Below are 24311 nucleotides of genomic sequence, written 5' to 3'. Positions count from 1 at the left end.
AGCCTGGCTGCTCATCCTTTGACTAATCCCTCTCTATCTCTTCCAAGCCCTGGCGTTTCCCCATCCCAAAGACATAAAACCCGGCAATGACGATCAGAATGAAGACCACTCCGACAATTAAGGAGGTACGGGTATCCGGGTTGAACCACATGCCAATCAGCACCAGCAGGAGGAAAACAACCGTGATATAGTTGCTGGCCGGGAAGAACAATGATTTGAACGGATGATCCCCCAGTTCCTCCTTCCATTTAGCCCGAAACTTGAATTGGCTGATAGCCAAGGCAAACCACGGCACCATTCCCGGAAGAATGCTGGCACTATAAATGTACAGGAACAGCTTGGAGTCCGGCATCAGGTAGTTGAAAAGCACGCCCACGAGCAGCAGGGCTATTGTCGTAATAATGCTGTTCCGGGGAACACCGCTCTTCGAGACTTTGCCGAAAATTTTCGGGGCCTGTCCATTCTTCGCCAGCGTATACAGCATCCGCCCTGCGCTATAGATCCCGCTGTTGCAGCCTGACATGGCTGCGGTCAGAACCACGAAATTAATGATCCCGGCAGCGGCCACAATGCCTACCTTGGCAAAGGTCATCACGAAGGGACTGCCGATTTCGCCCACCTGATTCCAGGGATAGATGGTGACTATCACAAAGATCGCGCCCGCATAAAAAATCAGAATACGCCAGATGATATTTTTGATCGCTTTTTTCAGCGTTTGCTTCGGATTCTCTGCTTCTCCGGCAGTAATACCTATGAGTTCTACTCCTTGATAGGCCGCAGTTACGATACAAAGCGCAAACAGAAAACCCTTGAGACCACCCGCAAAAAATCCGCCATGAATGTAAAGGTTCGAAAGTCCAATCGGGTGTCCGCCATTCCCCAGACCGAAGAAGATCATCCCTGTTCCCACAACGAGCAGCACAGAAATCGCAACGACCTTGATTATGGCAAACCAGAATTCAAACTCTCCATAAAACTTCACTGCTGCCAGGTTGGCTGCCGCTATAATCCCTACGCCCGCCAATGCCGGCAGCCATTGCGGAATATCCGGGAACCAGTAGCCTACATAAATTCCAATCGCGGTGACCTCTGCCATTCCCACCGTAACCCACAGGAACCAATAGCTCCAAGCCGTCAGGAAACCAGCCAGAGGATGAATATACTTGTGGGCGAACGTGGCGAAGGAGCCGGTAACTGGTTCCACAATCAGCATTTCACCCATCATCCGCATGACAAAAAACATAATAATTCCTGCCAGCAAGTAGGCCAGCAGCACCGAAGGCCCCGCCCATTTGATCGTGCTTGCCGAGCCCATAAATAACCCTACCCCAATCGTACCGCCAAGCGCAATCAGTTCAATATGCCGTGTCTTAAGACCTCTAGTTAGTTGTTTTGCCTCCAAAAGAACGCTCCCCTTCGATGTGTGCCTTATTATGTCTTTAACGCGACGCAGAGTTACCCTACAAAATTGTAAGATAATTCACATGGAAACACAATAGAGCGGGAGAAATCGTTTTCATCCAAATAAATACAAAAAAAAGAATGCGTATCGCCCGCATCCTTTGCCTTAACCCTTTGAGTATCAGTTGTTCTCGCTGCCCGTATGCGCCCGCTTCAGAGCGGCAATATCCAGCTTGCCCATTTGCAGCATAGCCTGCGTGACTCTCTGCGCTTTTACAGGATCGGGATCATTCAGCAGCTTCCCCAGAATCGTCGGAAAAATCTGCCACGATAGGCCGTATTTATCCTTCAGCCACCCGCACGGCCCTTCCGAACCGCCTGCGGACAGCTTCTCCCACAGCTCGTCCACTTCCTCCTGTCCCTCACAGTTGACGAGCAGAGAAATCGCCTCTGAGAAGGTAAACTCCGGGCCGCCGTTCAGCGCAGTGAACACTTGTCCGTCCAGCTCAAACGTTACTGTCAGCACCATTCCCGCTGGCCGCCGGCCGCCTTCGCCGTAATACGACGTATTGATGATTTTTGAATTTTTGAATATGGAGGTGTAAAATTTCGCCGCTTCTTCCGCCTCGGTATCAAACCATAAATTCGTAACAATCTTTGGCATGACAAGACTCCTCCTGAATATTCTTTGGTAGATTCAAGCTCTGCTCCTATCGTTCCCTCCGGCTGAAATCCTCAAACGTTCTCCTTCATTATAAAGCATGGAACCGGATGATTTGTTAATGGATTGTTCTGAAAAAGAAAAAAGCCCGGAGCTTTACACCCGGACTTCATTCTTCATTGTGATCTATAGAAAACGCTGGTTCCGTTATTACTTATTGTCCATCCATTGAAAATGGAAGCTGCCTTGCTGATCTACACGCTCGAAGGTATGTGCTCCAAAGTAGTCTCTTTGCGCTTGCAGCAGGTTGGCCGGAAGCCGTTCGGAACGGTAGCTGTCATAATAAGCCAGTGCGGAGGCAAAAGCCGGAACCGGAATGCCTCTTTTCACCGCAACCGCAACAACCTCTCTCCAGGCTTCCTGGTAGTTGTGAACTACGCCGCTGAAATACTCGTCCAGGAACAGGTTCTTGAGCTCTGGATCGCGGTCATAGGCATCCTTGATATTCTGCAGGAAGCCTGCGCGGATAATGCAGCCCCCGCGGAAGATCATCGCAATGCTGCCATAGTTCAGGTTCCAATTATATTCATCCGAAGCTACCCGCATCTGGGCAAAGCCCTGGGCGTAGGAAGCGATTTTGCTGGCATACAGCGCTTTGCGGACCGCTTCGATGAATTCCTTGGCATCTCCGTCAAAGCTCTTTGCCGCAGGACCCTGCAGGCGCTTGCTTGCAGCTACGCGTTCTTCCTTCATCGCGGAGATGAAGCGCGCAAATACGGATTCGGTAATGATCGAGAGTGGAACGCCCAGATCAAGGGCATTTTGGCTCGTCCATTTGCCTGTTCCCTTTTGTCCGGCAGAATCCAGAATCACATCAACCATCGGCTTGCCTGTATCCGGGTCTGTCTTGGCGAAGATATCCGCCGTAATCTCGATTAAATAGCTGTTCAGCTCGCCGCGGTTCCATTCGGAGAAAATCTCATGCAACTCTTCGGTGGTAAGTCCCAGCACATCCTTCAGCAGTTGATACGCTTCGCCAATGAGCTGCATATCGCCGTATTCGATGCCGTTATGAACCATTTTGACGTAGTGTCCTGCACCGTCTTCGCCGATGTAAGTCGAGCAAGGATCGCCGTTCACTTTGGCCGAAATGGCTGTCAGGATCGGCTCCACCAGCTCATAGGCATCCTTCTGCCCGCCCGGCATAATGGCCGGACCCTTCAGCGCGCCTTCTTCACCGCCCGATACCCCTGCGCCGATAAAGCGGAAGCCTTGAGCCTGCAGTTCCTTGTTCCGTCTTTGCGTATCCGGGAAAAAGGCGTTCCCGCCGTCAATCAGGATATCCCCTGGCGACAGGTAAGGCACGAGCTGCTGAATTGTATCGTCTGTCGGCTTGCCGGCTTTGACCATAATCATAATTTTACGCGGCGTTTCCAGGGACTGCACGAACTCTTCGATACTGTAAGCACCCTTGAAATTTTTGCCTGCCGCCTCTGCGAGCAGCTCATCCGTCTTCTCCGAAGAACGGTTGTACAGGGCTACCGAGAACCCTTTGCTCTCCATATTCAAGGCCAGATTCTTACCCATGACGGCTAAGCCGACCACGCCAATCTGCTGTTTACCCATCGTTAATGACCTCCTAATGATATGTGGTGAATCAAGTCTGTGATAGGGGGCTTAAACCGTAACTGCGGGGAATGTTTGGACTTCCGGCCGCTGTTGTCTGCAGATTTCTTGATTTGTACCGCTCTTCGCGGTGGAAATCCGCAGACAAAGGCGGTCACTGACGTTCCTCCAGTTCCAAACTTCCCCTCCGTTACTTCGGCCCCCTGATCAAGCTTTGATTTTTTATTAACCGTATTAAACCTGCGGTGCCTTCTTCCAGTCGGCAGCGAATTTCTCCAGCCCTTGTTCGGTCAATGGGTGCTTGGAGATTTGCTCGATCACGCTGAACGGAATGGTGGCGATATGCGCGCCGGCCATAGCTACGCGGGTTACGTGGTCTGGATGGCGGACCGAAGCGGCAATAATCTGCGCGTCCAGGTTATGGATACGGAACAGCTCGGCAACCTTCACGATCAGCTGCACACCATCCTCCGAAATATCATCGAGACGGCCCAGGAATGGCGATACATAGGTAGCTCCTGCACGGGCAGCGAGCAGCGCTTGGTTCACGGTGAAGATCAGCGTCACGTTGGTTTTTACACCTTTTTTAGAGAGGTAACGGCAGGCTTCCAGACCCGCAAGCGTCATCGGGAGCTTAATGGTAATGTTCTTATCATTGTTGTTGATCTTGATCAGCTCGTTCGCCTGTGCAATCATCTCTTCGGCGGTAACGGCATCCGGTGTAACCTCGGCGGATACGGATTCCACTTCAGGCACGGTACGCAGAATTTCCGCAATACGGTCCTCGAATTTCACGCCTTCTTTGGCTACCAGGGAAGGGTTGGTTGTAACCCCGGACAATACGCCAATCTGGTATGCTTTTTTAATATCCTCTACATTTGCGGTGTCGATAAAAAATTTCATAATCGTAATCCTCCATTTTTAGTTGAATTAATTGCTATATTAAAAATTTGAAGCATCAGGCAGCGGCAGTTCGCTTTCTTCATCAATTGCCGAGTCAAACCACCAGTGATTCCCTTCTCTCGCAAGCAGTTGATCCGATTCGGCAGGACCGAACGTGCCCGCAGCATAATGATACAGAGGAACCGAATTCTTCGCAAAAGCATCCAAGATCGGCTGCACCCATTTCCAGGACAGCTCCACTTCATTCCAGTGCGCGAAGAACGACGGGTCTCCATTCAGCGCGTCATAGATCAGATTCTCATAGGCTTCCGGCACATCAATGTGGCTGGTATGAAAATCAATGTGCATCGCTTTGAATTTTCCTTTGTGCTTAGGATCTCTCGCCTTGAGCTGCAGGGTGATGCCTTCGTTCGGGCTGATCTCGAACACCAGCAGATTAGGGATATCGTCCTCGGCGGCTGAAGAGTTCATCTTCATCGGCTCCTTGAACTCGATGACAATCCGCGTCGATTTCTCCTTCATTCTTTTTCCGGTTCGGATATAGAAAGGAACGTCCTTCCAAAAAGGATCATCAATCTGCAATCTGACTGCAATAAATGTATCATTAAGTGATCCTTCGGCAATGCCTGGCTCAGAGGTATACCCGATGACCGGCTTGCCTTGAATGGCGCCTGCGGTGTACTGCCCCCGGATCACATTAAACTGGACATCTGCTTCCTTCAGCGGCACAAGGGCTTCCATAACCTCTTTCTTTTTGAAGCGCACCTCATCTGCAGTACTGTCTTTCGGCAGCCGGATCGCCAGCATCATCAGGAGCTGCAGCATATGGTTCTGGAACATGTCCCGGAGCGCACCCACATGATCGTAATAGCCCGCTCTTTCTTCCACGCCCACCGTTTCACCTGCGGTAATCTGCACATTGGCGATGTAGCGGTTGTTCCACAGCGCATGAAGCACCGGATTCGTCTGCTGGAACACATCCAGCTCCTGCACCATCGGTTTGCCGAGGTAATGGTCGATGCGGAAAATTTCATCCTCTGTAAAAGCTTCGCTCAGCTTGAGATTCAGCTCCTGCGCAGACTGCAGATCATGCCCGAAGGGCTTCTCTATCACCAGACGCTTCCAGCCTTTGGCCGCACCCAGCCCGCTCTCCTTAATGTTCAAGGCAATCGTCTCAAAAAACTCAGGGCCGACGGACAAATAAAACATCCGGTTAGGCGAACTGCCCATACCCTTCTCCTGCTGTTCAATTCCCTGCAAAAGCTTGAGATAGTCCTCTTTGTGCCCTACATCCAGCACATGATATCTAAAGGCCTTCAGGAAGCTGCTTACAGACTCAGGGTCATTCACTTCACGCCGGGAAAAGTCCCGGAGCGACTGCTCAACCATTGCCTGAAAAACTTCATCAGCCAGCTCTCTTCGGCCAAGACCTACCACAGAGAATGAATGGTGCAGCTTGTGGTCGAGATACAGATTATACAGCGCAGGATAGATTTTTCTTCGGGCCAGATCTCCTGTCGCCCCAAACAAAACAAACGTAGTTGCCTCCATCTCCATTCTCCTTTTACTCTGGTTTATCTTTCCTGGTTACACTATAATACAAATACGACCCATACATGTAATTAATATATTTTACAGGAGCTATAGACCATGTCTATGAACAACTTTGAGCTGTATAAGGTTTTTTATTGGGCTGCTAAGACCGGTAGCCTGACCCAAGCCGCCAAATCCCTGTATATCACCCAGCCGAGCGTCAGCCATGCCATCAAGCAGCTTGAGGACAGCTTTGGCCTCACTCTGTTTACCCGGAATTCCAAAGGCGTCGATCTGACGCCGGAAGGCGCTACACTGTACTCCTATATCGAGCAGTCCCATATCCTGATTACCCAAGCGGAGAAAAAAATGGCCGAGCTGAAAAATCTCGACAACGGCGAGCTGCGGATTGGCGGCAGTGACTCCTTGTTCAAGCATTACCTGCTGCCCTTTATTGAAATCTTTCATCAGAAATACCCCGGTATCCGGCTGCATCTGATCCACGGAACCACCCCGGAAGTCATTTCCTATTTAAAAGAAGGGCAAGTCGACCTGGGTGTGGTGCGCATACCTATCGCCGATCCCCAGCTTGAAGTGCGGCAGGGGCTGCAGCTTCAGGATTGCTTCATCGCAGGCAGCCACTATGCCGAGCTTAGCCAAAAGGTGCTGTCCATCAAGGAGCTGCTCCAGTATCCTATCACCCTTTTCTCCCGCAGCAGCCGCGCCCGGATGGCGATCACGGACTTATTCCGTGACTATGGCTATGAGCTGAAGCCCGCATTCGAGGTCGGCAGCGTGGGCCTGCTAATCGAATTTGCCCGCAAAGGACTCGGCATCTCCTTCGTCACCCGGGAATTTGTATCCAAGGAGCTGGAAGAAGGCTCCCTCTTCGAAATTAAGCTGGACGTACAGCTTCCCCCGGCCCAGGTCGGCATGATGACCATGCGCAATATGCCGCTGACGAGTGCGGCCAGCAAGTTTATTGAGCTTACCAGGTAGGCCGCCAAAGAAATAGGCCATTTTCTTTATTTTTTTGGTATAGTTACTGTAGAAAATATATGAAGCTGTAAAACACACAAAAATGCGGGGTGCGCCAGTATGCCAACTATTTACGACTTTACCGTTATGAAAACCAGCGGAGAACGATTTCCGCTCTATCAATATGAAGGACAGCCTGTCCTGATCGTGAACACGGCAAGCAAATGCAAATACACGCATCAGTTCGATGACCTGCAAAAGCTGTACGACAAGTATAAGGAGCAGGGGCTTCAAATTATCGGGTTTCCTTGCAATCAGTTTGCGGAGCAGGAGCCGGGGAGCAGTCAGGAAGCCGAGTCCTTCTGCCAGATCAACTACGGAGTGAAATTCCCTATGTTTTCCAAAATTAATGTCAATGGAGAAACAGCACATCCGCTGTATGGCTTTCTGAAGAAGTCGGGGCCGTTTGCAGGCTTTGACGAAACGGACGTACAGGCCAAGCTGCTCAAATTGATGGTGTCCGATAAGGCCCCGGAATGGTTGCACGGCGATGCCATCAAGTGGAACTTCACCAAATTTCTGATTGATGCCGAAGGGCAGGTTGTCAGACGTTTTGAACCGATTGATTCGATAGAACAGATCCAGGAAAGTATTGAGCAGCTTCTGTAGCTAGGCACTCCGCCGGAGCTTGATTGATAAACAAGCCCGGCGGAACATCGCTCAGACCGTCAAGGCAATTAAAGGAACGTCGAGGGCAGCCGATTGCGATATGAAGTGGAAAAAGGCAAACTAATTTATGAATTTTACCGATTTTTTGATGATTAGCTGGAAAAAGTAGACTTAATCCTCTCCGTTTCTGTCCATCCGGTGATTTTATACGAAATTAAGTGGACTTTTTCCCACTAACCACCCTGGTAGAGGTCATTCAGCAGAAGGAAGTGGAGAAATTCCACCTCAGTCCATGGGTTTCGTTATTCAAAAAGCAAGTACCAGTACACCGCCACCTCATCGCTTACTGCGGGAACCCCTCTATACACACAGAGATCAAAACCGCCGATCACAAACCCGTATTTCTCATAGAACCTGCACGCCCTAACGTTGTTGCTCTGCGTTTCCAGCATCATTCCGGGCAATCCCCGCTCCTGAGCCCAGCGCTTGGCCTGCTCCATCAATTGACTGCCAACCCTGTGCCTTCTGAACCTTTTATCCACCTGAATCATTTCGATAAGCGCATAATTGTTCCAATTTTTCTTTAACATGATATAACCTACCGCCTGCTGCTTCGCAAATGCCACGTAAACCGCTTGATCCGGACTGTTGATATATTCGGAATAGTCAGTTGTGTCTTCATGTTCACTGCGTTCCTCCGTGTATCGCTTCTCGTAGCTTAGAATGTCTTTCACCGTATAGCTGAACTGATTCTCCGCGAATGACAGGACGAGCACCGAATCTACGGTAAAAGAATCCCCTAGGTCCATGCTGCGGAATTGATCCTCTGCCGTCATTGCTCTGATTGAAATTTCGCGGGGTGCGGAAGGGTCGTCAGCAGGTTGTTTCCATGTTTCTTGTTGGTCCATATAGATGTCTCCTTAGGCTGGAAGTTTTGCCTAAGCGTGTGCTTTGGCCGCTGCATTACGCCCTAAGCCATATTGTTTCTTATTAATATGTCTTTTCCAAAGGTTTTGTAGTGTTGCATAATACGGTTATCAATATGAAGATGCTTAATAATCCCCATGTAATCGGTTCCTGGAATGCTAGGTTTGAAGTCTCCAGTGATGTAGTACAAATTAAAATAGACCCAGTCCTCATCCTCAACCAGTCTCAGGCCATCTAAAAATTCTTTAATATGACGTTGATTTATGTATCTGAACTCCATACCCTCCTCAATCATATAAAAAGGATATTGGATTTCATGTAGAGGAATCTTGCGTTGGATTGAACTTATCTCGGAAGGGATCACCCACATATAGGCATCGGCTTTCTCTTCATTTTCAAAAATACCCGAGATCCAACTCCGCCTTTCCTCTCTCGCTTCAATTACAAACATACATATCCCTCCTTCTGTCACCTAATCTATCATATGATCTACCCTGATGGAAAATAAAAAAACACGCCGCCCCATCCCATCAGCTTCTGACCCCTGACCAAACGGTTCGGCATGTTTTCTTTTCTCACACTTGCCTTTCTCCCACTTTTCTTATTACTTCAGAAAATCCGCACGCGCCGGGGTAAAAGCATCCAGCAGGATGCCGTCGTCCTCCAGCGGAATGCAGCCATGCAGCACATCGGACGGGAAGTGGATGCTGTCGCCTTCCTTGACGATCTGCACATCCTTGGTTTCACCGTTGTCAATCATGAACTGGAAGCTGCCCTTGAGCACGTAGGTGACCTGTTCATGAACATGCTTATGGAGCGGAATCTCGCCCTGCTGGGCTTTGGCAAACATCACTTTGGTATACATGAGCTGTTCGCTGTGTGCCAGAACCTTGCGTGTGGTGTTGCTGTCAACAGTATCGGTTTGAATCTCCTGGTCTTTAAAAAACATGAATAACTCCTCCACTAAATCGATTTAGTAATGAACTATAAACAGCTTAACACCTGCACCAGCGATATACAACCCGGATGCAGAAGTCACTGATGACTTTCATTTTTTAATTCAATCGTCGCACTGATTCTCTATGGTTAATGGCCGGATTTAAACGGATAATTTCGGACGTCTCCTCCTGCTCCTGTTCTTTCCGGTCGATTTTGTCCAGCAGCAGCCGGGCGCTTCTCTTCCCCATCTCGAAGGTGGGCTGGGAGATCGTAGTAATCGGCGGGCTATACAAAGCTGCAAAGGATACATCATCAATACCGATCAGGGAGAAATCCTCCGGGATGGTCAGGCGGTTGTTTTTGGCATAGATCAATACCTGCTCCAGAATCATATCATTGGTGGCGATGAGCGCAGTGGGGGGATTGTCCATGTGGAACAGCTCCGCAAGGAGCGCCGGCATCTCCTCCAGCCTGCCGCTTTTGATATAGTCTTCATTAACTGGCAGCCCATAATGCTCCATCGTCTTCCGGTAGCCGGACAGCCGCTCAATACGGGTGGTGATTGTTTTTTTGCCCAAAGGGAATGTAATCATTCCAATATTCGTATGACCATGCTGAACGAAGGTTTCCACGGCCAGCTCGCTGGCTTTCTCATTACTCAGCAGCACCGTGTCTACGCTAATCTCGTCGATTTTCCGGTCAACAAATACAAAGGGATACCCGTTCTTCACAAGGGAAGCATACAGCTTCTTATTCTCTTCCGTCGGAAAAATGATCAGACCATCCACCTGCCGCGCGATCATTGACTGGACGTAATTTTTTTCCTTGATCGAATCGTCGTCAGTGTTGCAGATGATAACCTGGATTCCCTTGAGCTGGCACTCATCCTCTATCGCCCGTACAATCTCTGTAGTGAATTTCGATAGAATGGTGGAAGAAATCACGCCCACAATGTACGTCTTCTTATGCTTGAGGCTGCGGGCAACCTCATTGGGAATATAGTTCAGTTCCTCAATCGCCTGCTCGATCCTCCGCTTGGTATCCAGACTCATATAGTTGTATCTTTTGCTCAGAAACTGGGAAACCGTACTCTTGGATACCCCTGCACGCTCCGCCACTTCCTTCATCGTAACTACCATTGTTCATCCTCCCGGAACACCATCCGTTATCTAAAAAAACTTGCTATCAAGCGTTGTCACTGATGTTCATGTTCGGCACACTATACCACAATTCATTTTATAAAGTAAAAGTAATTATATACTGATTATATATTCAATAAACATGACATACTGCTGTCACTCCCCCATGCTATAACTAAATTAAAAACGAGGTGCGCGCATGGCAAGCTATGAGTATTCGTCCAAAGCAGATTTATTAGAAAGTATCCACGCCAAATATGTGCTTCTGGACGCAGAATTTGAGGACATAGATAACAGCCATCGGGATGCCAGAATACCCGAGGTGGATAAAACTCCGGCCGAGATTATCGCCTACCAGCTAGGCTGGCTTCAGCTTGTGATGGGCTGGGATGAAGCTGAACGGGAAGGCCGTGAAGTGATCATGCCCGCCCCGGGCTATAAATGGAACCAGCTTGGCGGACTATACCAGTCTTTTTATGAGAAATACGCCGAGTATTCCATTTCTGAGCTGCGGGACTTATTCCGGCAGGCGGAACGGCAGTGGCTAATCTGGGTCGGCACATTGACAGAGGAAGAGCTTTTCACACAAGGCATCCGCAAATGGACAGGCAGCAAGGAGAATTGGCCGATGGCCAGATGGATTCACATCAATTCGGCTGCACCTTTTACAACCTTCCGGGCAAAGATCAGAAAATGGAAGAAATACAGCGTTCAGGTGTAATGCTGTCTAGCGGGAAAGAGCATCCACCGCACTCCGGCCCCGGGTCTCTCTTCCGCTACCGCCCTCACCTTCTGCCGCTTGTTCCCCCGTCCGTTCCTTGCCCTTGACCGCCATTTCTTTGTGTCCTCCCATTCATACCAGGTCCGCCACCATCCATGCCACGGCCTCCCCCGTTAAAATTCATGCCGCCGTTCATTCCCGGGAACCCGTTCATCCTGGAGCCGGAGTCCGAATCTGTGATCTTTTGGGCGGTTATGGCATCACAGGAGACAAGCACCAAAGAGCAGGCAAGCACTACGATCAGCAAAGAGATATAACCCCTCTTAGTCCGCATCTTATGCCCCCCTTTTTCTAAACATATAATCATAGACATCCTTAAAGCCCATGTAGGACAACACGATCAACAGCGGATACACCGGATAAATATACCGGGATTTGATCTCCCATAACAGATAGAACCCGATGAACCCGAGTACCACTAGTATCAAGGAGGTTTCTTCGAACCTTTTGGCTTTGATGCCGCCAATCAACCGGACGAGAATGAAACAATACATCAGAAAATTCATCACATACAGCACCCAGAGCAGCCCGCTTCTGTAATTCGAATCTCCCTTGAACAAATCCGAAGCAAAGGTGCTATAGATATAGCGGTCCATTACAAACCCCATTCTTCCCCTGGTGCTGGACGAGCTATCATTGCCAAGGCCGTATCTTTCCATCTGGTAGGTTCCTTCCGTCCAGGTCCATACCAGCTTTTTATAGTACATTTCCACTAATTCGCCCACCGTGGCACCTGAGATTTTATTGCGAATAGATTCCTTGTACAGCTCTACACTTTCCGCCTTGTTATAGTTCGCTTCCCTTTGGTAGATGTTATAGCTCTCCTGGTTATCCCAGAATCCAAGCGTCTCCAGATTGATCCCCATATTCAGCCACATATAGACAGGTGCGGAATTACGGTTAACCGGCTCATCTACGATGCCCGTTCCCTGCAGCACAGCGTTCTGAGTCCAGCCCGGAACATTGAATAATAGAAGCGTTAAGCACAAAGCAGCGATAGCCTTTTTGATCCCCAGGGTCCGCATGCTAAATATAAGACTAAGAATAATGGCGATTAGAAAGATCATCCCGATGCTTCTGAAATAATTGCCGATAGCCAGTAAAATTGCAGCAAACAGAATATCCTTCATAGACTTAGTTCGAATGAACCGGATGGCGAAATATAAAGCGCTGGTCAGAAAAGCCGTCGCGATCACATCGTTATATATAAGATTGCTCATGAACAGGGACGGAATATAGGTTGCGGCAAATACCAGAACACCATAGTCACGGCTCTTGGACTTAGAATTGAGCTCCTTATACAGCAAGTAGATCATTAACGCCGTAATGAGTGTGAACAGGATGTTGAATATCTTGATCACCAGATAGTTATCGGGAAATAACTGCAGCAGCGTTTTTAGGTACAGGACGATGGAGAATTGGAAAGGGAACATGTGCAGATATCCCCCCGTTTGAAAGGAGGAATAATCCTGCCGATACAGCATATCCATTGCCAGTGACAGCACCGTTTGCGAATCATCTGTAGGCAGTCTGGTGAACAGGAAGATGATCACAATTTGAATGGCAAAAGAAAACAGGAGCGTAGCCGGAATCACGATTTTGGCGCTGTACCTGTTAAGCCTCAAGCACATTCTGTACAGGACGAAGCTTAGAGCAAGAACGATTGCAATTAGCGCTATAAAAAGAACCGGCTGCTGCTTCTCCAGCACCGGCTTATCGCCGAATGCGAAATAGTTATACTCCGCCCTGAGAAAAAAAGAGGAAGCGATAAAAAGCGCTGTAAAAAAAGCAAACATGAAATACAATATTCGCTGAGTTCCCCTTATCAATGGATAACCTCCTAAAAGTTTTGTGAGCGATGCTTCGTCGATATTGCTTCAAACAAAACTAGCTTCGGAAGCATATGCTTCGGCAATATAATAGAAGTATTATAAGGACCTATTCTGAAAATCAGATGAATGTCCGCAACTTTTGCATTTTGTAGTAGTATGAAAATGTATCCATAATTAATATGTTAAATAATTTCTATTTTTGTTAAGGAGTGTTTATATTGAAGGAGCCTTATACAGCCAGGCTTGAATTGTTCGCTGACAACTCGCAGCGGGTTAAAAAGGTCTTCGTCTGGAAAAATGCAATGGTTAACCGGCTGGCGGCGCTGCTCTACACCGCGGAGAACAAAATTGCCGATGATGAAGCGATTCGGGCGAGCTATGAGCTAATCAAGGAGAATACCGGAAGCTTCTCTGCGTTTAGAGGGAATTCTGTAATCAGCATTGCCGCAATGCTCTCTCTTTCAGCCGACAGGTCGACACAGCTTACAAACACTATGGCCGTGTATGATCTGTTGAAGGACGCCAAATTCAGAGCCTCGGATTATCTCGTCATTGCCGCCTATCAGATTGCTGCTAATACTGCACCGGAGCAATATCTGCGGACTGTGGAACGGGCAAAAGCATTTTACGACAGCATGAAGTCGAAGCACCGCTTCCTTACAGGGCAGGACGACTATATCTTTTCCGCCATGCTCGGACTCTCCGATATTGATGTCCACAGCGGTGTTGAACGCATGGAGCAGCTTTATGCAACGCTGAAGCCCGAGTTCCTGTCAGGGAACAGCGTGCAGGCTCTGACCCAGGTGCTGGTTCTTGGAGGAGAAGCCACAGAAGCAGCCGGCCGAGTACTTGCATTACGCGATGCCTTCCGTGAACGGGGCCTGCGAATGGACAAAGAATACACCCTTTCCTCGCTTGGCGTGTTGTCGCTGCTTCCCGGCAGCAAGGAGAACATCGTGAATGATGTCTCGGAGTCGTACGAATTTTTGCGCACCAAAAAAGGCTTTGGCAATTGGTCCATTACGAAGCAGGAATTGCTGCTGCTGTCGGCCGGGCTAGTGGCGTTTAAGTATGTAGATGAGGTAAAAAGCGGCGTTGTGAGCACGATGCTCTCCACCAGCATTACCAATATTGTAATTGCGCAGCAGGCTGCAAGTGCGGCGGCTGCAGCAACGGCTGCTGCGGCAGCAACCTCAGGGAATTAAGAACACACAGAAACAGGTGATCAGATGTTTGAATTAAAATGGCTGTGGCAGAATCTGGAGGGCAACCGGGCACGGTATATTTTGGCGCTGTGTCTATCGGTAATTGGCTCAAGTCTGACCATAGTGAATCCGTACCTCAGCCAGCGCATTGTTGATACGTTTATTGCGGGCGACAATGCCATGCAGAATCTGACGGATAAGCGGGGGCTGCTCATCATGCTCTGCCTTGGGATGATCGGATTTTCCCTGCTGCGCACGGGCCTTGCTTATCTCACAACTATGCAGTATGAGTGGTCCTCGCAGAACATGCTCTACCGTATCCGCATTTATCTGTACAACAAGATTCAGGGACAAGACAGAGAGTATTACGACCATAACCGAACAGGCGATTTGATGACCAAAATGACAGGGGACCTCGACATGGTCCGGCACTCGATGGCGTGGATTTTCAAAACGATCATCGAATCCTTTACCATCTTCGTTGCCGCTGTTATCTATTTTTTCACCATTGATACCGGGCTGACGTTGTGGATGTTGACCCTGTCGCCGCTAATTTTTATCGTGGCCTACATATTTGCCAAACACGTGCGCCCCATGTATGTGGACCTGCGTGAACGGCTGTCTCAGCTTAACACAACTACTCAGGAGAATATTTCAGGCAACCGGGTAGTCAAGGCTTTTGCACGTGAGGAGTACGAGATTGAGAAATTTACGGAGAAGAACGTCAACTATTCCACAGCGAACAAAAAAGCCGCACTCGTCTGGCTCGATTACTTTCCGTATCTGGAAACCTTCGCCCAGGCCTTCAACGTCATCCTGATGCTGGCCGGCGGGCTGTTCCTGATGAACGGCCGGATCACCTTTGGCGAATTCGCGGCGTTCTCTTCACTGGTATGGGCTATAGCCAACCCTATGCGGAACATCGGCATTATTATCAATGACATTCAGCGATTTTTTGCCAGCTTGAGCAAGATCGTCGAGATTTATTACGCCCATCCTTCGATTGTCAACGAGCATAGACCTGTAACCAAACACCGTTATGAAGGCCGCCTTGCCTTTGAGCACGTCAGCTTCAAATATGACAGCGCTACAGTGCTGAATGATGTCAGCTTTACGGTGGAGCCGGGGGAAACCATTGCCATTATGGGCTCAACGGGCTCGGGCAAAACATCGCTCATCAATCTAATCCCGCGCTTCTATGACGTGTCCGGCGGACGTGTGCTGGTGGACGGCGTTGACGTCCGTGAGCTGGAGCTGGATGAGCTGCGCGGCAACATCGGCATGGCGACCCAGGACGTACTCCTGTTCTCCGATACCATCGACGGAAACATCGCCTATGGCGACCCAGAATTACCGGAGGAAAATGTGGTGGAATATGCCGGACTGGCAGCCGCACATGATTTCATCTCCCGCATGCCTGAAGGGTATGATACCGTTGTCGGTGAACGCGGGGTCGGCCTGTCAGGGGGGCAGAAGCAGCGTATTGCGCTCGCTCGCGCCCTGGCGGTCCACCGTCCCATCCTGATTCTGGATGACACGACCTCCGCCGTGGATCTGGAGACCGAGGAGCATATTCAGAAAAGCCTGCGTGAGCTGGATTATCCCTGCACGAAGCTTATCATTGCGCAGCGGGTATCCACTACAGCAGAGGCTGACCGCATTCTCATCCTTGACGGCGGACGGTTGATTGAGGAAGGCACCCACGCCGAGCTGCTGGCGCAGCGGGGGTATTACTACGATGTGTTTATGCTGCAGAACGAGGGTATTGGAAGGCAGGTGACCGCTCATGGCCAGAAATAAATTCGACGTCGACGAGAACCTGGAATCCCCTTTTGACATCAAGCACTTCCGGCGGGCAATGGTCTATATTAAACGGAAGAAAACGCCGATGATTGTTGCATTTGTGCTCAGTGCGATCTCGGCGGCGGTTGGATTGTCGGCACCGCTTATTATGCAGCATGTGGTCGACGTCACCATTCCCGCGAGAGATAAGCTTGCACTGCTGGGCTGGTCAGCGCTGATGCTTTTGACCATCGTGGTCAGCGTCATTCTGGCAACCATCCGCTCGCGCATCATGACCAGCGTCGGGCAGGACATTATTTTTGATATCCGTACGGATCTGTTCAAGCATTTGCAGGAGCTGCCGTTCAAATATTACGACGACCGCCCGCAGGGCAAAATCCTGATCCGGGTCGTGAACTACGTCAACTCGGTGTCGGATGTGTTATCCAACGGTATTATTAACTTTATTCTCGAAATCGTTAACTTGATCTTTATCGCCGCATTCATGTTCGCCGTGGATGTACGGCTCTCGTTCGTCATTCTTGCCGGATTGCCTGTCTTCATGGGCATCATGCTGCTTATCAAAACCCGGCAGCGGCGGGCATGGCAGGCTGTATCCAACAAGAGCTCCAACCTGAACGCCTACTTACAGGAGAGCATCAGCGGTATTGGCGTAACGCAGATCTTCTCCCGTGAACAGCACAATGAGGGCATCTTCACACGGCTGGCCGGCAATTTCCGCAAGGAATGGATGCGGGCAATGAATTTCAACCTGCTGATCCCGTTTTCGGTCGATAACCTGTCTACCATCGTTTCTGCGTTGATTTTTCTTGTGGGCCTCTTGACTCTGGACCCCAAGGACGTAACGTTTGGTGTCATTTTGGCTATGAGCACTTACGCCGCCCGCTTCTGGCAGCCGATCCTGAACCTCTCGAACCTGTACAACAACTTTATCAATGCCGTCGCCTACCTTGAGCGTATCTTCGAAACGCTGGATGAGCCGGTTACCGTCAGCGATATTCCGAATGCACAGGAGCTTCCGTCCGTTCAGGGTAAGGTCACCTTCGACAACGTAACCTTCGCCTATGACCCGGGTCTGAACATCCTGGAGAATATCTCCTTCGATGTCAGGGCGGGAGAGAGCGTTGCCTTGGTAGGACCAACAGGCGCAGGCAAAACAACCGTCGTCAATCTGATCTCCCGCTTCTATAACCTTACTGGCGGCAAAATTCTGATTGACGGCCAGGACATCTCGCAGATTACGCTGAAGTCCCTGCGGAGCCAGATGGGAATTATGCTGCAGGACAGCTTCATTTTCTCCGGCACGATCCTGGACAACATCCGTTACGGCAGACTGGATGCTACGGAGGATGAAGTCATCGCTGCGGCGAAGGCGGTATGTGCCGACGATTTCATCCGTGAATTTGAGCAGGGCTACCTGACGGAGGTCAACGAGCGCGGCTCCAAGCTGTCCCAGGGACAGCGGCAGCTTATCTCATTCGCAAGAACGCTTCTGGCCGATCCGCGCATTCTGATCCTGGACGAAGCGACCTCTTCCATCGACGCGAAGACCGAGCGCTTGCTCCAGAGAGGCCTGAATGAGCTGCTCAAGGGAAGAACCTCGTTCATTATCGCGCACCGTCTATCCACCGTCAAAAACTGTGACCGCATCATGTATGTCTCGAACAAAGGCATCGCCGAGAGCGGCTCCCATGATGAGCTGATGGCTCGCCAAGGGCTGTATCACAGGCTCTACACGGCGCAGAAGATGGAGGCTTGAGATACCGGAAAGCATGGAATCGCAGGCTTATTGCCTACCGGTTCTCCAAGAAACAGGCTCTCGCTTGGATAAGCAAGAGCCTGTTTTCTTTTTCTAATGAAATTCATAACCAACCGTCAATCTGAACCCGTACAGCTAATGGGCGTACATACCAAGTTAGATAAGGCAGAGTTTGAATATAAGCATCTATAGCAGCAATCTGCGGGCTGTGCATGAAATTGTATTACAACTGGTTAAAAACGAGCAATTTTTCCAGGAGCGTTTGTGATAATATGACAGCATCAAACAACGATTGGAAGCGATATCATGCACAAGGATTTAGAAGCAGCCTTTAACAGAGTGGTAGAGATATTGAAAAAAGACCAGCGCTGCAAAGGCGGATGGCACTACGGGTCGATCAGCAGAGGAACGGAGGATATGTATTCGGATTATGATCCTGTTTTTCTCGTAGCAGATCAGGACTTTGAAGCCTTTGCCGCAGATGTTCCCCAAATGCTTGCAGCAGCTTCGGATGAGCTTATAGTTTTCTGGGGGGAGAGCTTTAATGATGCGCATTTCAAAAACTATTGCAGTGTGATTCGTCTGGGCGATCAACTGCACCAGTTTGATTTCTTCATCATTAACTCGGGTTATCCTGAAGATTGGATGTGCAGACAGCACTGTAAGGGTTGTACAAGGGATCAGCTTATTTTTGACAGAACCGGAGAAGCCGCGGCGTTCCTCGATAAAGGGTATCGTACAGATAATGATATCCCCGATCCTGTCAGGGCTATGGATACTTACTGGTTACATATAGAGATGGTCATTAAATATTTTAAGCGGCAGGATCTCTTCAAAATCATCAAAAACATGGATATCTTGTTCCATTCGCATGTTGACCTGCTGTTAAGCCGGTATGACACGCTGGACTGGGGTGCATGGGAGAGCAAAGTAAAGCTCTGTGTGCCGGAAGAGAAGCAACAGCATCTGAAAGGCTATTTTGCCAATGCAGACTTTCACGATTTACAGGCAGCGGTAGAGCGGTGCATGACTTTGTTCAAACAGGACGCAGCGGAAATTTGCCAGGCCAAAGGGATTGATTATCCTGACCGAATCGCTGAGCAGGTGATTTCATTTTTCCACAGCCGAATGGAGAACTCTTAGCACCTTACATATTTGCGCTTGAACCCAAGCTGCCCTCTTGTTACTGCCTTTTGAATATTTTCGGAAGCGTTCAGGAAGCTGCTTTTTTTCTTATCCCGTTTGACTTCTACCGGGCCTACTGTCTCTGCAATCTCGACTGCTTTATCATGGAGGGGCAAATAGGATACCGCCACTGTGTATATAAAATTATTCATGGCGTATTTGGTCCGTTCGGGTGAATCATGAATCGTCTTTTGTACCCGTTCAAGCATATCGGAGAGTTTGGGTTCGGAAAATTCACTGTCCGGGCGATTCCCGAGCAGCCAGCAATAGCAGCTCCAGCCCGCTGACATTCTCAGCTCTTCGCCAATTGCGATCCATTTATCGGCAACATCCTGCGCTATATCTGTCTCTGCCAAGGTTACTGCAACCACAAAATCGGACAGCATGTAAAAATATGCGGCATTTATCCATCGCTCAAAATCCGCTGCGGTCATTGCCTTCGGATCTGCAATTACGCCGGCAAAATACATGGCATCATAGTTCCCGGTGTTGTAAAGCTGCTCGGCCAATTGCTGGTTTTGCTTGATCTTCTTGGCGATGGGCTTCATCTCTCCTGTAGCCACGCCAAAAAGCGGTTCATGCGCGCCATTCGACATATAAATTTTCTTGGTTCGTTCCTTACCGCGGGCTTCAAGCTCCTGCATAACCATTTCTAAATCCATAGCTTGTCCACTTCCTTCTCTGTGAGGTCCATGCGGTTTAGAGAGAATAATCCTTCATTCCTCTGTGACTATTCTCTCACAAACACACACAGCACTCAACGTGCAGCGTATCCCGCTTATTGCGCTCTATTCACTTCGTAAGCGGCACAAACACAGAAGCGCAATTGGCCTGACGGAACCGGGCGATGACATGTCTGCTCCAGTCGCGCTGGTACTCAGGATGGGAGGACAGGAACAGCTCCTCGATATGGTTAAAGGCCGCATCATACGGAAGGGATGGATTATCTCCATTCACCTCAAGCTGGGAAATGTGCAGATAGATCCCGCCTGGCAGCGTAAGCTTTTCGACGCAATCGGGAATCCCTTCAAAGCTGCTGACCCTTGTGCCGAAGCAGGAATTGATCTTCCCTTCCTGATCACTGTTCGTAGGGAACCCGTAATAATCATGCAAATAGTATTTGGCTGCCTCGGTGGCAAATACCTGATCCTGGACGCCGAAATACTTGGAAATCACAAACTCCTCGGAATCCGGCGGAGTTACGCTGCAGGCAAGCTTCATTTCCGGCAAAACAACCGGCTTGAAGCGCAAAGAGTCGTAGCGCTCCGAATCGGTTGACGGGATCTTCACCGGCTCATATTTGGTGAGGATATCTCCCGAAGTGTCATAAGTATTAAATCCGTACCCGGCCGGGTTGTAGACATAACCCGTATCCTCGCGGAAGGAGCCGATGAAATATTCATCCGCGTGCATCCGCTCCCCATAACCGATCCGGTCCGCTTGCTTGGTCTCGTTAATGAGAACTTTAGCGTAACGGCAGGCAGGTATAGTAACCGTCTCCGTATATTCCGGCAAAGCATCAGGCAAAGCTTCAAAGCTGCCTATTTCATAACCCACAATGACCTTGTAATTGCCGTCTCCGCCAACCTCCGTTCTTGCCGTGACAATGTCCTTGCTGCGGATTTGTCCGCCGATGGTGCCGGAGAGCAGGGCCATATCACCTTCTGCGATCAATTTTTTGGTGAAAAAATAATCGTTCATAATACAGTTCGCATGCTCAAAGCCATAGAAACCGCCGTAGCCCCGGCTTTCATAGGTAATGGGCAGCGCAATGCCCACAAGCTTCATTTCCGGCCTGTCCACAATGCTGCAGAACTCACTGACTTGCTGAACAAAAATTTCATCCTGGATTTCCATGTTTCTCTCCTCCGCTATTCGCAGGATTGCCGGCTTTACAAGGGGACTATAACCTTCGGCTGCTTGCTCCGACATCGCCTTTCTTTGCTTGTTCATCGTGCATTCCACCTTTCCCGGGTAATCTCCATCGTACATCCTGTAAAATAAATCGGTTGGCCTTGCTCATCATTTACAAATGAAGCCTGCCGGGTCTCCGTAATTTCCATGCCAATCTCCTGCAAAGGGGCGATCTGCGGAGCGCACTCCAGAGGATTTCCGGCGTAAACGCCATCAACACCCAGCTCTTCAAAAGCGTATTGAACCATCAGCGAGATCGCCTCCGTATCCAGCCTGCTGTTCCAGTACTCCGTATGCCATACATGGCCCAAATCCACCCTGTTATTCGCGTCCACCGAGTTGAACACAATCATGCCTATCAAGGTATATTCCGGCTTAAGGCATACCGCCCACATATTCTCCTGGGTACAGAACCAGTCTGTCGCCTCCTTGCTGCCCTTGTAATCTGTTGGCCACTGATGATCGAAGTTCTTCATCTCTGAATTTTGCCGATTGTTCGCCAGCTCATGCACACCTGCCGCATCCTCAGGGTAAAAACGGCGGATCATCAGCCGGCTGGTTTCAAACAGAAAAGGCTTTGCCGCCGCAGTCTGATAAATAACCGCTTCCTGCCCGCCAAGTGCTCTGGCAAGCTTGATGATTTCAGGCAGCTTGTTTGGGGAATAATCTTGAGGCATTTCCTGAAATGAAAGTTTTTTGACAGCCTCCATATCTAGCACTCCTCTCTTACCCCCAATGTACCGGAAATCGGACATTCTGTATTATCCGTTTTTAACATTTTCCAGCTTGATCCAAACCCTCGTCTTAATCGCTTCAGGCTCAAATGTGCCGTCTGTCTCATAGATAGTAAAGGCAGGCTGCGAGCCCTTCTTGAACCCGCTTTCATTGATCCATGTATCTAAAAGCGCTTCAAATACCCGGCTGTCACTGCAGCAATCGCTCTCGATAACAGCGTAGCTGCCCTCTTCATGCCGCAGATTCTCAAGCCCGCTATCTAAGGGAAGCTCCAGCTCCTGTTCGATCCTGATGCCGCAGGTGCAGCTCATCCCCGTTCTGGCGACATAGAATTGTCTAGCCCTTCTTATCGCACCGGGATTATGCCGCGAAAGATAGTTCATCACCGCTTGCGAAGCCTCTTCCTCTGCATGAAGCCCCTTGCTGGACGACACCAGAAACAGCATGCTTTTACAGTTCCTCAGACTGATTTTGTTGTAATCCTTCCGCCTCGTCACAGGCATATATAACACAAGCTTCTTCACGACCCCATTCTTATGTATGTATTCTTCAAAGTAGCTCTCGTTATTCTGTGTGAACATGCTGGTCTTCAGCCAGCTATGGTACAGGTAGTTCCACGCCAGTCCGATCTCCTGCTCATCATCCTTGACTGTGGCTTTTGCGAAGGTCAGACTGGTCTCGGGAAGCACGCTTGCTTCCACAAAGACACTGCTTCTCAGCTTGTTCAGCACGGCAGGATCATATTCTACAGAGATTTCATAGCAGAACCGGCTGCCTACCTGCTGTCCGTTTTTACCGAAGATTCTGCCCCGGTATTCAGGAAGCAGCGACCTGAGCGCACAAAGTGCCTGATGCTCAATACCTTGCAGCTTGGGATGATAGAATTTGGCCCATATGGCCTTGGGAATGGTTTCTTGCATAACGGTGACCTGCCGCACCGCATCGGTGTCGAATCTGGGGAAATAATAGTAGGCTTCACTCTTCCGGTATTCCAGCGGTGTCATGGCGGTAGCGGATTTCACGCCTTTGCATAAGGCCTGCTGCGAGCTGTAGCCGCAAGAATATGCGATCTCGGCAAGCGGCAGATTCGAGCATTTGATCAGACTGAGCGCACTGGACAGCCGGCGTTTGCGAATGTATTCCTTAACCGAGTGGCCCGTGTAGGTATAGAAATCCCGATAAAGCTGCATCAGCGAGGTGAACCCGGCTTGTGCGGCTTGCTCAAGATGAATGCTGTCATGCAAATGCTCCTCGATATACTGTATAGACCTTCTGAAACGGATAGATTTGTCCATCAATGCTCCCCCCACCTTTTTACAATATCAAATCCTTTTGCACTCTGCATTACCACAATTTTTAAGATTTGACTTTGACATAGGGGAGATTGGTAAAATGAGGTTATCACAAGGTTCTGAAGGGGAGGTCAACGGTATGGAAAATGTACGTGTTTATGAAATTCCGGCATGCAAAATGGTATCCTCTGAGTGCGGCATGTTCGGCGACGGCAAGCTTGAGAAATTCGACGAATGGTTCAGCAAGCAGCCTAAAACCATGTTTCCCGAAGATTTTCTGTGGATGGATAAGCAAAGGGGCGGCTTTGTATGGTACTACATATATCACGAGGGGATGGATGTTCCTGCTGATTTTGAAATCGTGGATTTCCCCGGCGGCTTATATGCAGTGGCAACTGAAGTGGATGGCAAGGACAGTACCGAAGTCATTAATTCAATAAAAGCGTTCATTTCCAGCCGAGCTTGTTTCGAAGAAGATCCCACCAGAGAATACCTGGGCAATATCCCTACTCCCCAATCCGCAATTCAAGCAATCGGATATGGCCAGATGGATTATTTCGTGCCCATAAGAATCACTGAGTCAACTGGAGTGGAGATGAAGAGATGATTGTAACCCCTACATTACACTTTCATGGACAATGCGAAGAGGCACTCGGTTTGTATCAACAAGCTTTTGACTTAAGAATTGATTTCATCCTGCATTACTCAGACGCCGATAGCCGCGACTGGAATATCGAATTAACTGATGAACAACAAGGTTATGTGTATCATGCTGAGGCCTATATTGGGGAACAGCGCATGATGCTCTCCGATGAATTAGAACTTGATCCCGCTGCAAGCACGTCCTTATTCCTTACGGTCACTTTTGAAACCGCAGACCATGTAAAAAAGGCCTACGAAGTTCTGAAGACCGGAGGTACGATCATTCATCCCATGCGCAGTACGACATATAGCTCCTGTATGGTCTCCCTTATTGATAAGTTTGGCTTTCGCTGGGGACTCATGACTGAACAGACGGAGAAGTGAACA

Annotated in this window: 24 protein-coding genes; 9 read left to right on the top strand and 15 right to left on the bottom strand. The window is 49.4% G+C overall.

Annotation, left to right across the window (positions count from 1 at the left end; translation table 11 throughout):
• Positions 1-22: 22 nt before the first annotated feature.
• The 5 genes from AC0LWN_RS11770 to zwf all read right to left on the bottom strand — a co-directional run bounded on the left by AC0LWN_RS11770 (position 23) and on the right by zwf (position 6142).
• Positions 23-1402, bottom strand: coding sequence for an amino acid permease (locus AC0LWN_RS11770; RefSeq protein ID WP_474665408.1), 1380 nt, complete (start codon positions 1400-1402; stop codon positions 23-25).
• A gap of 180 nt (positions 1403-1582) precedes the next feature.
• Positions 1583-2065 (bottom strand): VOC family protein, encoded by a 483-nt coding sequence (locus AC0LWN_RS11765; RefSeq protein WP_474665406.1) that lies wholly within the window; start codon positions 2063-2065, stop codon positions 1583-1585.
• 207 nt (positions 2066-2272) lie between these two features.
• Positions 2273-3688, bottom strand: a complete 1416-nt coding sequence (gndA, locus tag AC0LWN_RS11760; RefSeq protein WP_474665404.1) for an NADP-dependent phosphogluconate dehydrogenase — start codon at positions 3686-3688, stop codon at positions 2273-2275.
• A 234-nt stretch (positions 3689-3922) separates the two neighbouring features.
• On the bottom strand, positions 3923-4591 hold the full coding sequence (fsa, locus tag AC0LWN_RS11755; protein WP_458967203.1) for a fructose-6-phosphate aldolase: 669 nt from the start codon (positions 4589-4591) through the stop codon (positions 3923-3925).
• A gap of 39 nt (positions 4592-4630) precedes the next feature.
• Positions 4631-6142, bottom strand: coding sequence for a glucose-6-phosphate dehydrogenase (zwf, locus tag AC0LWN_RS11750; protein ID WP_474665402.1), 1512 nt, complete (start codon positions 6140-6142; stop codon positions 4631-4633).
• A 99-nt stretch (positions 6143-6241) separates the two neighbouring features.
• Here zwf and AC0LWN_RS11745 point away from each other — a divergent pair, with 99 nt between their 5' ends.
• Both AC0LWN_RS11745 and AC0LWN_RS11740 read left to right on the top strand, forming a co-directional pair.
• The gene (locus AC0LWN_RS11745) at positions 6242-7123 is read left to right on the top strand and encodes a LysR family transcriptional regulator (RefSeq protein ID WP_474665400.1); all 882 of its coding nucleotides are present in this window, start codon (positions 6242-6244) and stop codon (positions 7121-7123) included.
• Positions 7124-7222: 99 nt separating this feature from the next.
• Positions 7223-7771 (top strand): glutathione peroxidase, encoded by a 549-nt coding sequence (locus tag AC0LWN_RS11740; protein WP_474665398.1) that lies wholly within the window; start codon positions 7223-7225, stop codon positions 7769-7771.
• 302 nt (positions 7772-8073) lie between these two features.
• On the opposite strand, the gene AC0LWN_RS11735 is transcribed toward AC0LWN_RS11740, so the two are convergent.
• The 4 genes from AC0LWN_RS11735 to AC0LWN_RS11720 form a co-directional block, all read right to left on the bottom strand.
• The gene (locus AC0LWN_RS11735) at positions 8074-8607 is read right to left on the bottom strand and encodes a GNAT family N-acetyltransferase (protein ID WP_474665508.1); all 534 of its coding nucleotides are present in this window, start codon (positions 8605-8607) and stop codon (positions 8074-8076) included.
• A 134-nt stretch (positions 8608-8741) separates the two neighbouring features.
• Positions 8742-9149, bottom strand: coding sequence for a hypothetical protein (locus tag AC0LWN_RS11730; RefSeq protein ID WP_474665396.1), 408 nt, complete (start codon positions 9147-9149; stop codon positions 8742-8744).
• A gap of 153 nt (positions 9150-9302) precedes the next feature.
• The gene (locus AC0LWN_RS11725; protein ID WP_474665394.1) at positions 9303-9647 is read right to left on the bottom strand and encodes a cupin domain-containing protein; all 345 of its coding nucleotides are present in this window, start codon (positions 9645-9647) and stop codon (positions 9303-9305) included.
• Positions 9648-9753: 106 nt separating this feature from the next.
• Complete coding sequence (locus AC0LWN_RS11720; protein WP_474665392.1) at positions 9754-10776, bottom strand: LacI family DNA-binding transcriptional regulator; 1023 nt, start codon at positions 10774-10776, stop codon at positions 9754-9756.
• 199 nt (positions 10777-10975) lie between these two features.
• Here AC0LWN_RS11720 and AC0LWN_RS11715 point away from each other — a divergent pair, with 199 nt between their 5' ends.
• On the top strand, positions 10976-11497 hold the full coding sequence (locus AC0LWN_RS11715) for a ClbS/DfsB family four-helix bundle protein (protein WP_474665390.1): 522 nt from the start codon (positions 10976-10978) through the stop codon (positions 11495-11497).
• A 64-nt stretch (positions 11498-11561) separates the two neighbouring features.
• Here AC0LWN_RS11715 and AC0LWN_RS11710 read toward each other — a convergent pair whose 3' ends face one another.
• Positions 11562-11831 (bottom strand): hypothetical protein, encoded by a 270-nt coding sequence (locus AC0LWN_RS11710; protein WP_474665388.1) that lies wholly within the window; start codon positions 11829-11831, stop codon positions 11562-11564.
• A gap of 1 nt (position 11832) precedes the next feature.
• Complete coding sequence (locus AC0LWN_RS11705) at positions 11833-13386, bottom strand: glycosyltransferase family 39 protein (RefSeq protein WP_474665386.1); 1554 nt, start codon at positions 13384-13386, stop codon at positions 11833-11835.
• 212 nt (positions 13387-13598) lie between these two features.
• Between AC0LWN_RS11705 and AC0LWN_RS11700 the strand changes: the two genes are divergently transcribed.
• The 4 genes from AC0LWN_RS11700 (at position 13599) to AC0LWN_RS11685 (ending at position 19299) form a co-directional block, all read left to right on the top strand.
• On the top strand, positions 13599-14594 hold the full coding sequence (locus AC0LWN_RS11700) for a DUF4003 family protein (RefSeq protein WP_474665384.1): 996 nt from the start codon (positions 13599-13601) through the stop codon (positions 14592-14594).
• 24 nt (positions 14595-14618) lie between these two features.
• Positions 14619-16394 carry an ABC transporter ATP-binding protein gene (locus AC0LWN_RS11695; protein WP_474665382.1) on the top strand — a complete coding sequence of 592 codons (1776 nt, stop codon included), beginning with the start codon at positions 14619-14621 and terminating at the stop codon, positions 16392-16394.
• Positions 16381-18156: an ABC transporter ATP-binding protein gene (locus tag AC0LWN_RS11690; RefSeq protein WP_474665380.1), complete on the top strand. Its 1776-nt coding sequence runs from the start codon at positions 16381-16383 to the stop codon at positions 18154-18156. The genes AC0LWN_RS11695 and AC0LWN_RS11690 overlap by 14 nt, the downstream gene beginning before the upstream one ends.
• A 306-nt stretch (positions 18157-18462) precedes the next feature.
• The gene (locus AC0LWN_RS11685) at positions 18463-19299 is read left to right on the top strand and encodes an aminoglycoside 6-adenylyltransferase (RefSeq protein ID WP_474665378.1); all 837 of its coding nucleotides are present in this window, start codon (positions 18463-18465) and stop codon (positions 19297-19299) included.
• Here the strand turns inward: AC0LWN_RS11685 and AC0LWN_RS11680 are convergent.
• From AC0LWN_RS11680 to AC0LWN_RS11665, 4 genes are all read right to left on the bottom strand, one after another.
• Positions 19296-20003 (bottom strand): DNA alkylation repair protein, encoded by a 708-nt coding sequence (locus AC0LWN_RS11680; RefSeq protein WP_474665376.1) that lies wholly within the window; start codon positions 20001-20003, stop codon positions 19296-19298. The two genes, AC0LWN_RS11685 and AC0LWN_RS11680, sit on opposite strands and share 4 nt — an antisense overlap.
• A gap of 130 nt (positions 20004-20133) precedes the next feature.
• Entirely contained in the window at positions 20134-21294 is a 1161-nt protein-coding gene (locus tag AC0LWN_RS11675; RefSeq protein WP_474665374.1) for a GyrI-like domain-containing protein, read from the bottom strand.
• Positions 21291-21965: a GNAT family N-acetyltransferase gene (locus AC0LWN_RS11670; RefSeq protein WP_474665372.1), complete on the bottom strand. Its 675-nt coding sequence runs from the start codon at positions 21963-21965 to the stop codon at positions 21291-21293. Before AC0LWN_RS11670 ends, AC0LWN_RS11675 begins: the two co-directional genes overlap by 4 nt.
• Positions 21966-22016: 51 nt before the next feature.
• Entirely contained in the window at positions 22017-23285 is a 1269-nt protein-coding gene (locus AC0LWN_RS11665; RefSeq protein ID WP_474665370.1) for a helix-turn-helix domain-containing protein, read from the bottom strand.
• Between the two features lie 136 nt (positions 23286-23421).
• On the opposite strand from AC0LWN_RS11665, the gene AC0LWN_RS11660 reads away from it, so the two are divergent.
• Positions 23422-23889, top strand: coding sequence for an AraC family transcriptional regulator (locus AC0LWN_RS11660; RefSeq protein WP_474665368.1), 468 nt, complete (start codon positions 23422-23424; stop codon positions 23887-23889).
• A complete protein-coding gene (locus AC0LWN_RS11655; RefSeq protein WP_474665366.1) occupies positions 23886-24308 on the top strand; it encodes a VOC family protein in 423 nt (140 codons plus the stop codon). Before AC0LWN_RS11660 ends, AC0LWN_RS11655 begins: the two co-directional genes overlap by 4 nt.
• The last annotated feature ends 3 nt before the right edge of the window (positions 24309-24311 follow it).

It is taken from the genome of Paenibacillus sp. sgz302115, from assembly GCF_056120445.1.
This window is presented reverse-complemented; position numbering and strand designations above follow the sequence as displayed.

Excerpts from the sequence above, each read along its gene's own strand:
- AC0LWN_RS11765 (WP_474665406.1), bottom strand. The coding sequence starts at position 2,065 with ATGCCAAAGATTGTTACGAATTTATGGTTTGATACCGAGGCGGAAGAA.
- AC0LWN_RS11715 (WP_474665390.1), top strand. The coding sequence starts at position 10,976 with ATGGCAAGCTATGAGTATTCGTCCAAAGCAGATTTATTAGAAAGTATC.
- AC0LWN_RS11690 (WP_474665380.1), top strand. The coding sequence starts at position 16,381 with ATGGCCAGAAATAAATTCGACGTCGACGAGAACCTGGAATCCCCTTTT.
- fsa (WP_458967203.1), bottom strand. The coding sequence starts at position 4,591 with ATGAAATTTTTTATCGACACCGCAAATGTAGAGGATATTAAAAAAGCA.
- AC0LWN_RS11740 (WP_474665398.1), top strand. The coding sequence starts at position 7,223 with ATGCCAACTATTTACGACTTTACCGTTATGAAAACCAGCGGAGAACGA.
- AC0LWN_RS11720 (WP_474665392.1), bottom strand. The coding sequence starts at position 10,776 with ATGGTAGTTACGATGAAGGAAGTGGCGGAGCGTGCAGGGGTATCCAAG.
- gndA (WP_474665404.1), bottom strand. The coding sequence starts at position 3,688 with ATGGGTAAACAGCAGATTGGCGTGGTCGGCTTAGCCGTCATGGGTAAG.
- AC0LWN_RS11735 (WP_474665508.1), bottom strand. The coding sequence starts at position 8,607 with ATGACGGCAGAGGATCAATTCCGCAGCATGGACCTAGGGGATTCTTTT.
- AC0LWN_RS11680 (WP_474665376.1), bottom strand. The coding sequence starts at position 20,003 with ATGGATTTAGAAATGGTTATGCAGGAGCTTGAAGCCCGCGGTAAGGAA.
- AC0LWN_RS11670 (WP_474665372.1), bottom strand. The coding sequence starts at position 21,965 with ATGGAGGCTGTCAAAAAACTTTCATTTCAGGAAATGCCTCAAGATTAT.
- AC0LWN_RS11665 (WP_474665370.1), bottom strand. The coding sequence starts at position 23,285 with ATGGACAAATCTATCCGTTTCAGAAGGTCTATACAGTATATCGAGGAG.
- AC0LWN_RS11685 (WP_474665378.1), top strand. The coding sequence starts at position 18,463 with ATGCACAAGGATTTAGAAGCAGCCTTTAACAGAGTGGTAGAGATATTG.
- AC0LWN_RS11660 (WP_474665368.1), top strand. The coding sequence starts at position 23,422 with ATGGAAAATGTACGTGTTTATGAAATTCCGGCATGCAAAATGGTATCC.
- AC0LWN_RS11695 (WP_474665382.1), top strand. The coding sequence starts at position 14,619 with ATGTTTGAATTAAAATGGCTGTGGCAGAATCTGGAGGGCAACCGGGCA.
- zwf (WP_474665402.1), bottom strand. The coding sequence starts at position 6,142 with ATGGAGGCAACTACGTTTGTTTTGTTTGGGGCGACAGGAGATCTGGCC.
- AC0LWN_RS11745 (WP_474665400.1), top strand. The coding sequence starts at position 6,242 with ATGTCTATGAACAACTTTGAGCTGTATAAGGTTTTTTATTGGGCTGCT.
- AC0LWN_RS11730 (WP_474665396.1), bottom strand. The coding sequence starts at position 9,149 with ATGTTTGTAATTGAAGCGAGAGAGGAAAGGCGGAGTTGGATCTCGGGT.
- AC0LWN_RS11655 (WP_474665366.1), top strand. The coding sequence starts at position 23,886 with ATGATTGTAACCCCTACATTACACTTTCATGGACAATGCGAAGAGGCA.
- AC0LWN_RS11710 (WP_474665388.1), bottom strand. The coding sequence starts at position 11,831 with ATGCGGACTAAGAGGGGTTATATCTCTTTGCTGATCGTAGTGCTTGCC.
- AC0LWN_RS11725 (WP_474665394.1), bottom strand. The coding sequence starts at position 9,647 with ATGTTTTTTAAAGACCAGGAGATTCAAACCGATACTGTTGACAGCAAC.
- AC0LWN_RS11675 (WP_474665374.1), bottom strand. The coding sequence starts at position 21,294 with ATGAACAAGCAAAGAAAGGCGATGTCGGAGCAAGCAGCCGAAGGTTAT.